Here is a 12,522-nt window from a genome sequence, read left to right as displayed (position 1 = left end):
GGGCTCACCGGGTCCGCGGTTCACGCGTTGACCGGGATCGACAGCACGACCTCCTTCTCGTTCTCGGGCAGATAGTGCGCCGTGACGATCCGGCCCACCTGCACGTTCCCGATCGCGGTCGGCGGCAGGAACTTCTCGGAGCAGGTGGCGAATGTGCTGCCGTCAGGTCGGGTGACCACCAGCCCCACCGCGACTTTGGAGTATCCGTCGCGGATCTCGCCCGGGACGGTGAGCGACTGGACCACTGCCTGCGCGGCGATACCGCGAGCGGCGATATCGACCTTCGCCCGGGTGGTGAACCCCTTGCGGATCATGGAGTCGTTCATCACCCGCTGCGCCGCGGCGCTGTCGCCGGACAGATCCAGCTCGACGATGCCGGGCCGGTCCGGCCGGTAGCGGACGGGCAGCACCACACCGGGGGCCAGCAGCGCGAGTTCGGTGAGCGGAACGACCGTTTTCGCCGTGGCGTCGAAACGTTCGCCCTGCGCGCCCTCGACACCGAACTCGATCCGGATCTGCGGCTGGTCGTTCAGGGTGTCCCCGGTGGGGGCGAACGATCGCACGGTGCCCAGACCCAGCGGGGCGTCGCGGAATTCGCCGGTGTTACGGCCGGTGAGCGCGCTGATGATGCCCGAGCCGGTGAATGCGAAGACCATGACGACGAGGGTGGACGCGATGATCGGCAGGGCCAGGAAGCCGTTGAGCCAGGCCATGGCGGCCGGTTCGTAGACGCTGGTGGGTTCGTAGGTCAATCCGTGCCAGAGGTAGCAGGCGATCGCGAGAGCTTCGACGGCGAGGGCGGTGGCACGCAGGGTGCGGATCATGGTTCTCTCCTGAAAGTTGTGGTCCGGATACCTGGCCACCTCGTCGCCCCGGACGTTCGGCCGCGGGGCCGAGGTGTGGGGCGACGGGGAGCCGGATGTCCGGGCCGATCAGCCGCCGACGACGGTCGAGCAGGCGAAGGTGATCTCGAAGGCCGCGGTGGCGGGCCCGGCGAGCGGATTCGCCATATCGGGGGCACTGATGCCCTCGCCGGTCACGGTGAAGGTGTCGCCGTCCTTGGTCACTTGGGCGGACCCGCCGGGCTGGCCGTTGCCGTAGCCGACCGCGTAGGGCATCCCGGAGGAACCGCCCTGGCTGCCGGCGATGGCCACCGCCTGCACGGTCTTGTCGTCGACGATGCTGGCGCTCACGCTCAGCTGCCCGTACTGGGCGTTGTTGTTGTCGGTGAGTGCCAGCGCCAGAGTGTTGCCCTGCTTCGCGCACGTGGTCTCGAAATCGCCCGGCAGCGCCTTTCCGTCGACCAGCGCGGCCGATTCGCCACCGGCGGAGTCCCCCGCGGGGGACGCGACCGGCGAGCTCGGCGCCGCCGGGGCGGCGGTGGTGCTCGCGTCGTCGCCACAGGCGGACAGCAGCAGGGTCGCGGAGGCGGCGAGGGCGACGGCGCCGAGGCGGAAGATCGTGGTGCTCATGGTGTGTCCTGTTCTCTCGGTGTTCCGGCCGGTGTGCGTGGCCGTTACGAGAAAAGTAGGAATCGCTGCGCGCCTACCGATCCCAACTTTCGGCACCGCCATACCGGCGAAACTCCGATAACCTGGGCACATGCGACGACCGCGGGCCATGGTGCTCGATGAGGTGTGGCGCGGTCTCGAGGGCGTCGAGGCGTTGAGCGGCCCGCAGGGCGGGCCGTTGCGCCGGACCGTGAAATCGATCCTCGACCCGCTGGTCATCCGGCCGGTGCAGTACCCGAGCTGCGGGGGCGCGGTGCTGACGGCCGACGGCGCGACTCTGCTCGCCGCTCGCGTCTACGCGCACGCCGATGCGTTGCGCGCGACCGCGGCCTGGTTCACGCTGCTCAAACAGGTGCGCCGGCGGTTGCGGATCACCGAGGGCACCGCGCAGGATCTCTACTTCCAGCGCTGTTTCGAGCTGGCCGCCACCCGGGGCCATCCCGATCCCCACCGGGACCGAATGCGTGCCGAGGCGGTGCTGCGCGAGATCCACGGTGTCGCGGCCGGGCGTACCACCCAGGCGCTGAAAGATCATCTGACCGATCCCGCCCGGGCCGCACTGCTCGACGACCTGCTCACCACGGCCTGGGGGCGCCGTCCGCCGCCGCCCGCGGTACCGGTCGAGCACAGCGCACAGCTGCGGCAACTGCTGGACTGTGCGGTCGCCTCCCGCACCGACACCGACACCCGCGCCGGCCGGCGCCTGCTCGACCTACTGACCGCCGCCAACGCGGGGACACATACCGGGATCGAGTTGTGGCACGCGGCAACCCGCGTCGCGGCCACCGACCTCGCGCGGTATCGGGCGCACGAACTCGGCCTGACCACCCATTCCGTTCCGCGCCGCCCGGCGGTGGGGGATTCGGCATCCACCGCGACGCTGGGGTTGCCGTTCGATCGCACCGTGCACGAACGGGTATTCACGGTGCTCCAGGTGTCCACCGAACGCGCTGAACTGCCACCGATCCCGGACCTGGTCACCACGGAGATCGCCCGCAGTTGCGCACCGTGGGCGCTGCTCGGCGAATCACTGCGCGTCACCGCGGCCGCCGGGGTCGAGCTGGCACTCGGCCTGGCCCCGATCGCGCCGCCGGACCCGCGCCGATCCCGGGCGGATACCGGCGCGTCGGCCGCGCAGCGGCTGGTGAACGGCCGCTGGCAGCGCGAAGCCTATGTGCTGCAGGCCCGGCGGCTGGCCGTCCATCCGCTGCCCGGGGACGGCAACCCGCTCGCCGTCATCGCCGCCGAACTACGGACCCCGTGGCGTCCGTACCTGCGGCGCCTGTGGGTGCGGTTGCACGGGCGCGATGTCCGGGAACTGCCGGTCACCGAGCCCGACGAGCTGTGGGATCTGCTCGACGGGGTGGCCCGCTCGGTGGTGCTCGATCACCGCACCCGCGTCCGGAAAGCCCTCAGCGCGCAGGCGGTGCGGACGCCGGATACGGCCGAACCGAGGGCGGTCTGATGGTCGACAGTGTGCGTATCCAGCGAATCGGGCCGGGGCTGTGGCGTATCGCGCCACCCGGTGCGCCGACGCCGGCCGATGCCGATCCGGGTCTGGACACCGCCGTACTGGAGGTCGGCGGCGGCCACCTGAGCTGGAGTGTGCTGACGGACCGGCAGGTTCCGGCGGCGATCCTGCATGATCTGGACACCGCGCAGGAATGGTTGTGGGCGCTCTACGGCGCCGAAGTCGCGGTGGCGGCCGACGCGTACACCGAGCCCGTGGAGCTGCCGGCCCGGCCGGAGCGGCCCGAACTGGCGGCCGCGGTGCGTCGGCTCGGTTACGCGCACTGGGCGGCGCGCTGGTGGCCTGCCTCGACGGTGGACGGTATCCCGGCCCTCGACGCGGCCGAACTCGAGCGCGAGATCGCGGAACTGAGCGAATTCTGCGAGAGCGTGGTCGCCGGTGCCGATGCCGCGGTACCGGACGAATTCGAGGAGGTCAGCGAGGCGGCGGACCGCCTCGGCGCCGAGGATGCCGGCCGTGCCGCCGACTATGCGCTGGCCGCGGGCGGGCAGCGCGATCCACAGGCGGCGCTGGTTCTCGGACGGGGAACCGCGGGCTGGGATTGGCGGTACTGCCCGCCCGGCGTGGTCGACGCCTCCGAACGTGCGGTCAGGTGGGAACTCGTGCGGGTCGCGGGCGTCAATTCGCTGCGGATCCGGGCCGGCGCCGCGCCGGGGCTGCGTGGGGAACCGCCCGAATATCTGCGCCCGCACGCGCTGGTCCGCACCCCGGCGGGCGACCACGGTGCCGTGCTGGTGCTGGCCGGGGACGACTGGACGGCCGCGATCGCCGGGACGGCCGGCACGGTATCGGGGGTGGAGGTCTATGTGCCGGGGGTCGGCCCGGCGGCACCGGCGGGGGCCGCGGCGTCCGAGTTCGAGGTCGGCGCGCCCGGACCGCGCGACCCCGCGGCCCCGGCAGCGGATGCGCGGCAGCGCGAGCGCATCAGGGAACTCGCGCATGTCCGGCTGCGCCGCGCGGTATCCGGACCCGGTCCGGCGCCCGGTGCCGGGCAACCGGCCGAGGGACTCGCCGACATCACACCTCTGCGGGCCGAGATCATGGCCGCCGAAACAGATTCGGATTTCTGAGATGAGCGCGGAAGAACCGCCCGGACTGGAACTGTTGTACGAGGGCGCGGCCGCCTATCAGCGCGGCGATATCGCCGAGGCGCTGCGGATATTCGAGCACGCGGCGGACACCAGCACCGACGGTGTGCGCACCAGCGCGCTGATCAATGTCGCGAGTATGTACGACGAACTCGGTGACCACCACGGCGCCGCGGTCCGGTACCGCGCGGCGCTGGAGCGAATTCCGGCGGACGCCCGCGAGAAGCGGGCCTCCACCCTGATCAACTATTCGCAGGCCCTACAGCATCTCGGCATGCTCGACGAAGCCCGAGAGGTGCTGGAGCAGGCGCGGGATCTGCTCGCCGACGCTCCGGATCTGGGTGTGCTGCGGGTGTCGTGCCTGCTCTCGCTGAGTGCCGTCGCGGTCCATCGCAGTCAGTGGATACGGGTCATCGAAACGGCCACCGAATCCCTCGACGCGGCTTTGCGTTTCGCACCCCACCTGGCCGGACACCCGTTGATGAACCTGGCCGGGGCGTATTTCGAAACCGGTCGCCGGGAGCTCGGTGTGGATTTCGCGCAGCAGGCGCTGGCGGCGTTCACCGCGGCGGGGGACCGCAATGCCGTCGCCGATACCCAGCAGAATCTGGCCCAGCTCTTCAGCCGGCTCGACCGGCTCGACGAGGCGGAGGAACTGGTGGTGGCCAGTCAGGACTACTACGAGCGGGCCGGACTCGGGTATCGGGCGGGAGTCGGCTGGAAGATCCGCGGTTTCCTGGCCGAATGCCGCGGGGAGGTCGATCGGGCCGACGAATGGTATCGGCGCGGCCTCGACTGCTTCCGGGACTCCGGGGCGGTACTCGACGCCGCCGCCGTGCAGTGCCGGCTCGCCACGGTGGCCTATGCGCGTGGGCTGGTCGGGGAAGGACAGGGGCTGCTCGACTCCGCGTTCACCGTCTACGCCGAACGCGGGCTCGGCCTGCAGTGCGCGCAACTCGACTACTGGCACGCGGTACTGGTGCAGATGGTGGTCGACGATATGGAATCACCGCCCGCCGAACTCCTGGCGCTGGGTCGCGCCCTGGCGGTTCCCGCCGCGATCGCCATCGATGCGGTGCGGTACACGCTGCCGGGCGGTAGCCAGCGCGATCAGTGGAACCGCGAGGTCGCCGACCCCGCCGTCCGGCTGGCCTTCCGATTCGCCTACCTCTGCGGCGACGGACAGTTGCTCGCCGACCTCATCGAAACACAGTGCGCAGGTACGACACTGGACCCGACCCCTGGTGCGCGCACCGAACGCCCGCAGTTCCCGCTGGACAGTCCCGTGCCGCCGGCCGGCGGCGAACCCGGCACCGGCCCACTGCATCTGGGCGCCGCCCTGGCCCGGGTCGCGGCGGCGGCCGGTCTACCGGTGGCGCCGCCCGCGCGGCTCGCAGTGGGGCCCGAGGCGCGTATCGCGCTCGGGGACTACATCGCGGCCGCCGAACAGCGGTACGGGCAGCGCGTCCGGGAGGATCGGGTGATCGCGGTATGAGCGGCGATCGGAGTACGGGGGAGTTGTGCTGAACGATCAGCCCACCGTGGTGGTGCGGATGGCCGACGCCGGCGATGTGTACATGTCCTGGCGCTGGATCGGAGACGCCGCCGCACCCGGTGTGGCAGCGCTACCCGGCGCCGATATCGACGCGGTGGTCCGGGAGCTGGCGGCCGCGCTCCCGGATCCGATCGTGCCCGGCGGTCTGGAACGCACCCTGACCACCGCCGCCTTCGCCGCGCCCGATACCGAATACCTGCTTGCCCGCGATCTTTCCCGCGCGCTGCTGCCCTATGACCTGGCCGGACAGTTGCATACGCTCTATCGGCAGGGGATCCGGCCGCTCATCAGGTTGCAGCCCTCGCCCCGGGTCGCCCAGGTGCCGTGGGAGATCCTGGCCCCGGCACCGGAACTGCGGCTTATCGATATCGCCGATATCGGGCTGCTCGCACCCGCCGGTGTCGTGCACGGGCCCATGCGTATCGCGCGCCGCTGGGCCGAAACCCGGAAACTGCCGATGGTCGCCGTACTCGACCCGCGGATACCCGGCTTCCGCGCCGATTCCGAACTCGGTTCGGTCCTGGGCCGGATGACCCATCCGACACCGCTGACCCGGCGGATCGCCGGCCATATCGATTCCGGCCGTCTCCGCCCGGAGGTCACCACGCCCGCCGAGATCTTCCGCCGTACCGATCTCGACCGCGACTGGCTCTCCCGCACCTTGCGCGCCGGGGCCGCCCGTCTGCTCTACGTCGGCCACGTCACCGCGGCGCCGCCGGAATCCGGTCAGAGCGAGAACACCGAACTCCATCTGGCCTGCACCGCCGAGACAGCCGGTTTCGCCGAACCGCAGCGCACGCATCGGCCGCTCTCGGCCAAGGACCTGCTGCTCGGCACCCATACGCTGGCCGCCGACCCCGTATCGGGCCAGGAGTTGTGGCCGGTGCCGAGCCGGGTCGCGCTCATCGCGTGTGAAAGCGGCGGCGATCTGCGGTTCACCGAGGCGCTGGGCCTGGTCGCGGCCATGATCACCGGTGGCGCCGAACTCGTCACCGCCACCCGCTGGCCGCTACCCACCGACCTGGCCTTCCAGCGCTGGGGCGCGGCGGCGGACGCGACTCCACTACAGGAGGTCGTGCGCGCGGTCGATACGGCCCACGAGGCGGACGATCCGGTGGCGGAGCTGGCCGAATGGCAGCGCGACCGGTTGCGCGCCTGGCGCGCGACCGGCGCGGTCGAGGACTCTCCGGTGCTGTGGTCGGCATTCGCCACCTTCACGACCTGACGCCGGGGAACCGGGCCGTGTCGCACTCGAGTAATCGCCGACCCGCCGCACTGTCCGGAGCAGTACATCTCGGCCGTATTCCGCCACTACAGGGCGGTTTCGCCGCCGCGCCCGGCGGGCGGACCGCCGGACGTCGGCTCGTTGGTGCGTTTCACATTGCGCCGCAGGAGATTTTGTTCGGGTATACGATCGCATCGGGTATGGATTCCGCCTTTCAGGTGAGCGGATACATCCCGACGCAGGGTCCGATGTGCTGTGGCGGCCGTGATCGGACCACCGGTGGTGCGGCTTCCCGCCGTGCCGCCGGTGTCCCCGAAGGGTCCGGGGGCCTCCTGCGCCGCCCCGCTCTCCGGTCCCGCGCCGAGCCCGAATCGAAACGGTTCAGGGTTGCAGGACGTATTTCCCGCGCACCCCGCCCCGGGCGAGTTCCCGGTGGGCGTCGGCGGCCCGGTCGAGCGGTAGGACCGCATGCACCCGGGCCGGAAGACGGCCGCTCGCGGTATCGGCGAGGAACCCGGCGAGGCGTTCGCCGTCGGGCTGTACCGCGACGGCACGGACGGTGATACCGCGTTCGGCCGGCGGTTCGGCGCCGGGCCGCACTCCGACGAACAGCCCGCCGTCGCGGACCAGCGGCACACCCGCTTCCTGAAGGGTGGCGGCATCGGCCACCGCGTCCCGGCCCGGTGTGGCGACGGCGGTGAAATCGGCGCCGAGACCGCGCACGAACTCTTCGTCGGTGGCGCGGGCCAGCCCGGTGACCCGCCAGCCGCGCTCCTGCGCGAACCGGATCACATAGCCGCCGACCGCCCCCGCGGCGCCCGTGACCAGCAGGTCACGCCCATCACCGGCGCCGAGCAGATCCACCAGCTGGGCCGCGGTGAGACTGTTGAGTGGGACGGTCGCCGCGGTGGCCAGATCCAATTCGTCGGGTACGCGGGCGATATCGCTCACGGGGACGATCACCTGCTCGGCATAGGTGCCGAAATCGCGGTCGAAGCCACCGATCAGGCCCGCGACGCGGGTGCCGAGCGGCAGCTCGACACCGGGCCCGGCCGCGGTGACGGTGCCGGCGAAATCCGTGCCGATCCCGGTGTACTCCGACCGGGTGATCAGGCCGAGGGCGTGGAAAACACCCGCGGTCAGCGCGAGGTCGACCGGGTTCACGGTGGCGCCGGCTATCGCGACCCGTACCTCTCCCGGGCCGGGCTCGGTGACGGGTACATCGATGATCTCGATGGAATCGGGTCCGCTCGGGGTACGGACGATCGCACTGCGGAAAGTACTGGCCACGGTGACCTCCTGTGGTGATTTCTGTGCCATGCCTCCACAATGGAGCGGTAACTCTCCATCGGGAAGTAGGCACCTGAAAGTGCGTATCGCACCGCCGGGTAGGAAGGAGCCGGTCATGGCGACGACGACGGCGGCCCGGCAGCGGGCGCTGCGCAAGGTGGACTACGACGCGTTCTTCGCGGGCTGTCCCAGTCGGCAGCTGCTGGAACGGATCTCCGGCAAATGGGTGGCGCTGGTGCTGTCCGCCCTGGGCAGCGGCGGTCCACATCCGGGTACGGAGTGCGCCGGCGAGCCGCAGCCGCTGCGCTACTCCGAGCTGGCCCGCCGGCTGGCCGGGGTCAGCCAGAAGATGCTCACCCAGACGCTGCGCACCCTGGAACGTGACGGCCTGGTCACCCGCACGGTCACGCCGACCGTGCCGGTCACCGTGACCTATGAACTGACCGAACTAGGGCTCTCGCTGCACGGGATCATGCGCGGTATCAAAACGTGGGCGGAGGCCCATATGGACGAGGTACAGGCCAATCGCGAGAAGTTCGACCTCGGCTCGTCCGTGCGTGAAACCGTCGGCGCGAACGATCCGTCCTAGGCCGGCTCCGGCCCGATCAGGCCGCTGATCAGGGCCCGGAGCCCGAGCAGGTAGGTGTCCTCGGTCGTGAGCCCGACCCAGCGCGGGCCGAGTTCGGCCAGGCGCGGCAGGGTTTCCGGGTCCAGATCGGCGAAGACCTTTTCGCGGAAGGTGGGGCGGCCGGCGGCGGCGCGGCGGGTGGAACGGGCGCGGATGATGATCTCGCCCGCCGTGTAGTGCCAGATGATCCGGTAGGTGCGGGCCGCTTCGTCGAGGGTGAGCCCGCAGGCGACGGCACCGTCGATGATCGCTTCGGGGGCCCAGAGCGCGGCGATGCCGAGCAGATCGTCGGCGGCGAGGATTTCGACCATCCAGGCGCGGGCGGCGAGCACATCGTGCATCGCGCGCGCGGCGGTGATCACCCGCTCGCGCGGATTCTCTGGTAGCGGTGGCCATTCCACCTGGTCGGCGTAGTCCTCGAGTAGTAGTCGCAGCAGTTCGTCCTTGTCACGGACGTGGTGGTAGAGGGCCATCGGGGTACAGCCGAGCTCGGTGGCCACCCGGCGCATGGTGAGCGCGGCCGGGCCGTCGGCGGCGATCACCGCGTCGGCGGCGCCCACGATTTCGGCGCGGGAGATCTTCGGCGGTCTGCCGGTGCGCGGCGCGGACTCGGTCATGGGGTCATCTTGGCGCATCCTTGCTCGTGCGCTGGACACGGCCTTGCTGTGGAGCTACTTTTTATACGTGTATAAAAAGCTTCCCGGCCGATCGTCGCTCGCCCTCGTGGCCGTGGCGACGGCCCAGTTCATGGTCGCGCTGGATATGGCGGTGATGAACGTCGCACTGCCGTCCATCCGCGCCGACCTCGGCTTCGCACCCCTGGACCTGGCCTGGGTGGTGCATATCTATGCGCTCACCTTCGGCGGGTTCCTCCTGCTCGGTGGTACCGCGAGCGACCTGTTCGGCCGACGGCGGCTGCTCACCGCCGGACTCGTCGTCTTCGGTATCGCCTCGCTGGCCGGTGGGCTGGCACAGCTTCCGTGGCAGCTCGTGGCCGCCCGCGCCGTCCAGGGTTGCGCGGCCGCGGCCCTGGCCCCCGCCGCGCTGGCGATTCTCACCACGACCTTCACCGCCGGCCCCGCCCGGGTTCGCGCGCTCGGCGTCTGGAGCGCGGTGAACGCGGCCGGGGGCGCCAGCGGTGTGCTGGTCGGCGGGCTGCTGACCGAATACGCCGATTGGCGCTGGGTACTACTGGTCAATGTGCCGCTGGTGGCCCTGGCGCTGGCCGCCGGCGTGGCCGGGATCGGCGCCGAGAGCCGGCGCGCCACGGGACACCGGCTCGACCTGCCGGGGGCGATACTGGCCACCGCCGGAATCGGTCTGGTGGTCACCGGCGTGATCCGCACCGACCGTTACGGCTGGTCGGCTCCGGTCACCGTGGCGACCCTGGCGGCGGGTGTGCTGTTGCTGGCCGGGTTCGTCCTGGTCGAGAAGTATTCGGCCGCACCGCTGGTCCGGCTCGGGTTGTTCGCCGATCGCTGGGTCCGCGGTGCGAACCTCTTCGTCTTCCTCGCCGCCGGTGGACAATTCGCGGCCTTCTACCTGGTCTCGCTCTATATGCAGCAGGTCTTGGGGATGGGCGCGGGCGCCACCGGGGCAGCCTTCCTGCCCTTCTCGGTGACGAGCGTGGCCGGCATCGTGCTCGCTACCAGAGCCGGGGCGGGCATATCACCCAGACCGATCCTGATCGCCGGTGGGCTGATCACCGCGGCCGGGTTGCTCTGGTTCGCCGCGATCGGCCCGGACGGCAGCTTCCTCACCGATGTCCTGGGACCGTCGATCGTCACCGGCCTGGGAATCGGACTGTGCCTGGCCCCGGCGGCCGTGGCGGCGTCGACGGGAGTGGACGCCCGGGAGGCCGGTACGGCGTCGGGTGTGTTCAACAGTTCCCGTCAGCTCGGCGGATGTGTGGGAGTCGCGGTACTGGCGACCGTGGCCGCGAGCCGGACCGGCACGGCCACCGACCCCGCCGCGTTCAGCAGTGGTTACGCGCTGGCTCTGGCGTGCTGCGCCGCGGCCTTCGTGCTGGCGGCGGGAGTGGCCGCCGTGATCCTGCCCCGGCGCACGAAGCCGAGCGCCGGCGAGACCACTCACCCCGGTGAGCCGCGCGACCAGGTACCGGCCTGATGGCTCGGAGCGCCGATCCACTCCCGGGCACAGACGCCGGCAAGTACTTCCGCACAACCAACTGTTCACAAGAACACCGACGAGAGGAATCGACCATGACCACCGCCATCGACCTGTTCGCGCGCGCCCTGAACTTCCACCCCGAGGGCCGGGTACGAACCGGCGAACGACGGATGCGCGACGGTACGGACGGCTGGCAGCTGGCCGCCTTCCACGTCGAAACCGACGCCGATGTCCACGCCGACCACTGGGAGATCCACCCCGGATCGGAGGAGGCCGTGTGCTGTCTGTCCGGTGCGCTGCGGCTTTATCTGCGTCCGGACCACCCCGGTGACGCCGAGACCGAAGTGCGCCTGAGCGCGGGCACGGCGTTCGTTGTACCGCGTAACCGCTGGCATCGGATCGAGCTCGACCAGCCGTCCGACATCATGTCGATCGGGTTGCGGGACGGGACGCGAATCGAGCCGGTAGCCGGACCGTGACGGCCGGTCTCCGCCCCTGGAGGGGGTCAGCGGCGGGATGGGAACGGGATACGGTCCAAATCCGCGGCGATCACTATCTCGCCCCCGAACTCCCGCCGCGCCTCGGCCAGATGCTGGTCGAGGCCGGGATACCGCTGCGAGAAATGGGTCAGGACCAGGGTCCGCGCCCCGGCATCGGCGGCGATCCGGGCAGCCTGCCCGGCGGTGAGGTGACCGTGTTCGGCGGCCAGCCGGGCATCGGCCTCGACGAAGGTCGCTTCGATCACCAGCATGTCCACTCCCGCGGCGAGTTCCCGCGCGCCGGGGCAGAGGCGGGTGTCCATGACGAACGCGAAACTCTGGCCGCGCCGCAGCGTACTCACCTCGTCGAGGGTTACGGTCCGGCCCTGCCAGGCGATTTCGCCCTCGCGTTGCAGACGGCCCACCATCGGGCCGTGCAGGCCGAGCTCGGCCAACGCCTCCGGCCGGATGGTCCGGTAATCGGGTTCGGTGAGCCGGTAACCGAACGCCTCCACCGGATGGTCGAGCCGGGCGGCGGTGATCTCGAAGGGGGCGCCGGGGGCCGGTAGTGCGCCCGGTTCGGTGATCGGCCGCTGGCGGAGTTCGATCGTCCGGTGGTAGGCGGTCGCGTCGCAGAGGTTGGCGAAGAATCGCCGGCCCGACGCCGGGAAGTAGGTGTCGATCGGGTGCGGGACCTGATCCAGATTGATCCGCTGCACCACCCCGGCCAGACCCAGACTGTGGTCACCGTGGAAGTGGGTGATCGCGATCCGGGTCAGATCGGTCGCGGAGATCCCGGCGCGGATCATCTGTCGCTGGGTGCCCTCGCCGGGATCGAACAGTACGACCTCACCACCCCAGCGCAGTGCGTATCCGTTGTGATTGCGCTGGGTCGTCGGCACCTGGCTCGCGGTGCCCAGTACGACCAGTTCCCGCTGTGACATCTATCCGCACCACGGCGGCGCGGCCGCCCCTGTCGCCGCCGCGAATCCACCGGCGCCTCGTTCCTCGGGCATGGGCCAGACGATATCCGCCCCCGCGGCACCGCGTAGTACGTGGGCGCATGTGCGACCGGAACGGGCCCG

12 protein-coding genes are annotated in these 12,522 nt (G+C 70.8%); 7 read left to right on the top strand and 5 right to left on the bottom strand.

Annotated features, from left to right (window positions below; translation table 11 throughout):
- Positions 1-20 precede the first annotated feature (20 nt).
- A complete protein-coding gene (locus IG75_RS0117110; protein WP_030522286.1) occupies positions 21-824 on the bottom strand; it encodes a hypothetical protein in 804 nt (267 codons plus the stop codon).
- Positions 825-932: 108 nt separating this feature from the next.
- Positions 933-1,472: a lipoprotein LpqH gene (locus IG75_RS0117105; RefSeq protein WP_030522285.1), complete on the bottom strand. Its 540-nt coding sequence runs from the start codon at positions 1,470-1,472 to the stop codon at positions 933-935.
- A 148-nt stretch (positions 1,473-1,620) separates the two neighbouring features.
- Between IG75_RS0117105 and IG75_RS0117100 the strand changes: the two genes are divergently transcribed.
- The 4 genes from IG75_RS0117100 to IG75_RS0117085 are packed head-to-tail and all read left to right on the top strand — an operon-like array spanning position 1,621 to position 6,910.
- Complete coding sequence (locus tag IG75_RS0117100) at positions 1,621-2,976, top strand: hypothetical protein (RefSeq protein WP_036514264.1); 1,356 nt, start codon at positions 1,621-1,623, stop codon at positions 2,974-2,976.
- An 11-nt stretch (positions 2,977-2,987) separates the two neighbouring features.
- Positions 2,988-4,112, top strand: a complete 1,125-nt coding sequence (locus IG75_RS0117095; RefSeq protein WP_245713347.1) for a hypothetical protein — start codon at positions 2,988-2,990, stop codon at positions 4,110-4,112.
- A gap of 1 nt (position 4,113) precedes the next feature.
- The gene (locus IG75_RS0117090; RefSeq protein ID WP_030522282.1) at positions 4,114-5,625 is read left to right on the top strand and encodes a tetratricopeptide repeat protein; all 1,512 of its coding nucleotides are present in this window, start codon (positions 4,114-4,116) and stop codon (positions 5,623-5,625) included.
- 58 nt (positions 5,626-5,683) lie between these two features.
- The gene (locus tag IG75_RS0117085) at positions 5,684-6,910 is read left to right on the top strand and encodes a hypothetical protein (RefSeq protein ID WP_051714695.1); all 1,227 of its coding nucleotides are present in this window, start codon (positions 5,684-5,686) and stop codon (positions 6,908-6,910) included.
- A 381-nt stretch (positions 6,911-7,291) separates the two neighbouring features.
- Here IG75_RS0117085 and IG75_RS0117080 read toward each other — a convergent pair whose 3' ends face one another.
- Positions 7,292-8,200: an NADP-dependent oxidoreductase gene (locus IG75_RS0117080; RefSeq protein ID WP_030522280.1), complete on the bottom strand. Its 909-nt coding sequence runs from the start codon at positions 8,198-8,200 to the stop codon at positions 7,292-7,294.
- Between the two features lie 115 nt (positions 8,201-8,315).
- Here IG75_RS0117080 and IG75_RS0117075 point away from each other — a divergent pair, with 115 nt between their 5' ends.
- The gene (locus tag IG75_RS0117075; protein WP_030522279.1) at positions 8,316-8,789 is read left to right on the top strand and encodes a winged helix-turn-helix transcriptional regulator; all 474 of its coding nucleotides are present in this window, start codon (positions 8,316-8,318) and stop codon (positions 8,787-8,789) included.
- On the opposite strand, the gene IG75_RS0117070 is transcribed toward IG75_RS0117075, so the two are convergent.
- A complete protein-coding gene (locus tag IG75_RS0117070) occupies positions 8,786-9,445 on the bottom strand; it encodes a TetR/AcrR family transcriptional regulator (protein WP_156058953.1) in 660 nt (219 codons plus the stop codon). The genes IG75_RS0117075 and IG75_RS0117070 overlap by 4 nt on opposite strands.
- A gap of 67 nt (positions 9,446-9,512) precedes the next feature.
- On the opposite strand from IG75_RS0117070, the gene IG75_RS0117065 reads away from it, so the two are divergent.
- Positions 9,513-10,955: an MFS transporter gene (locus tag IG75_RS0117065; protein WP_030522277.1), complete on the top strand. Its 1,443-nt coding sequence runs from the start codon at positions 9,513-9,515 to the stop codon at positions 10,953-10,955.
- Between the two features lie 95 nt (positions 10,956-11,050).
- Positions 11,051-11,437, top strand: coding sequence for a cupin domain-containing protein (locus IG75_RS0117060; RefSeq protein ID WP_030522276.1), 387 nt, complete (start codon positions 11,051-11,053; stop codon positions 11,435-11,437).
- A 26-nt stretch (positions 11,438-11,463) separates the two neighbouring features.
- Here the strand turns inward: IG75_RS0117060 and IG75_RS0117055 are convergent, their stop codons facing one another.
- Positions 11,464-12,381, bottom strand: coding sequence for a ribonuclease Z (locus tag IG75_RS0117055; protein ID WP_030522275.1), 918 nt, complete (start codon positions 12,379-12,381; stop codon positions 11,464-11,466).
- Positions 12,382-12,522: the final 141 nt, after the last annotated feature.

Origin of the sequence: Nocardia rhamnosiphila NBRC 108938 (genome assembly GCF_000720425.1) — a bacterium.
GTDB classification, from domain to species: domain Bacteria; phylum Actinomycetota; class Actinomycetes; order Mycobacteriales; family Mycobacteriaceae; genus Nocardia; species Nocardia rhamnosiphila.
This window is presented reverse-complemented; position numbering and strand designations above follow the sequence as displayed.

Coding starts and splice junctions, on each gene's coding strand:
- IG75_RS0117110 (WP_030522286.1), bottom strand. CDS start 824: ATGATCCGCACCCTGCGTGCCACCGCCCTCGCCGTCGAAGCTCTCGCG.
- IG75_RS0117105 (WP_030522285.1), bottom strand. CDS start 1,472: ATGAGCACCACGATCTTCCGCCTCGGCGCCGTCGCCCTCGCCGCCTCC.
- IG75_RS0117100 (WP_036514264.1), top strand. CDS start 1,621: ATGGTGCTCGATGAGGTGTGGCGCGGTCTCGAGGGCGTCGAGGCGTTG.
- IG75_RS0117090 (WP_030522282.1), top strand. CDS start 4,114: ATGAGCGCGGAAGAACCGCCCGGACTGGAACTGTTGTACGAGGGCGCG.
- IG75_RS0117085 (WP_051714695.1), top strand. CDS start 5,684: ATGGCCGACGCCGGCGATGTGTACATGTCCTGGCGCTGGATCGGAGAC.
- IG75_RS0117075 (WP_030522279.1), top strand. CDS start 8,316: ATGGCGACGACGACGGCGGCCCGGCAGCGGGCGCTGCGCAAGGTGGAC.
- IG75_RS0117070 (WP_156058953.1), bottom strand. CDS start 9,445: ATGACCGAGTCCGCGCCGCGCACCGGCAGACCGCCGAAGATCTCCCGC.
- IG75_RS0117060 (WP_030522276.1), top strand. CDS start 11,051: ATGACCACCGCCATCGACCTGTTCGCGCGCGCCCTGAACTTCCACCCC.
- IG75_RS0117055 (WP_030522275.1), bottom strand. CDS start 12,381: ATGTCACAGCGGGAACTGGTCGTACTGGGCACCGCGAGCCAGGTGCCG.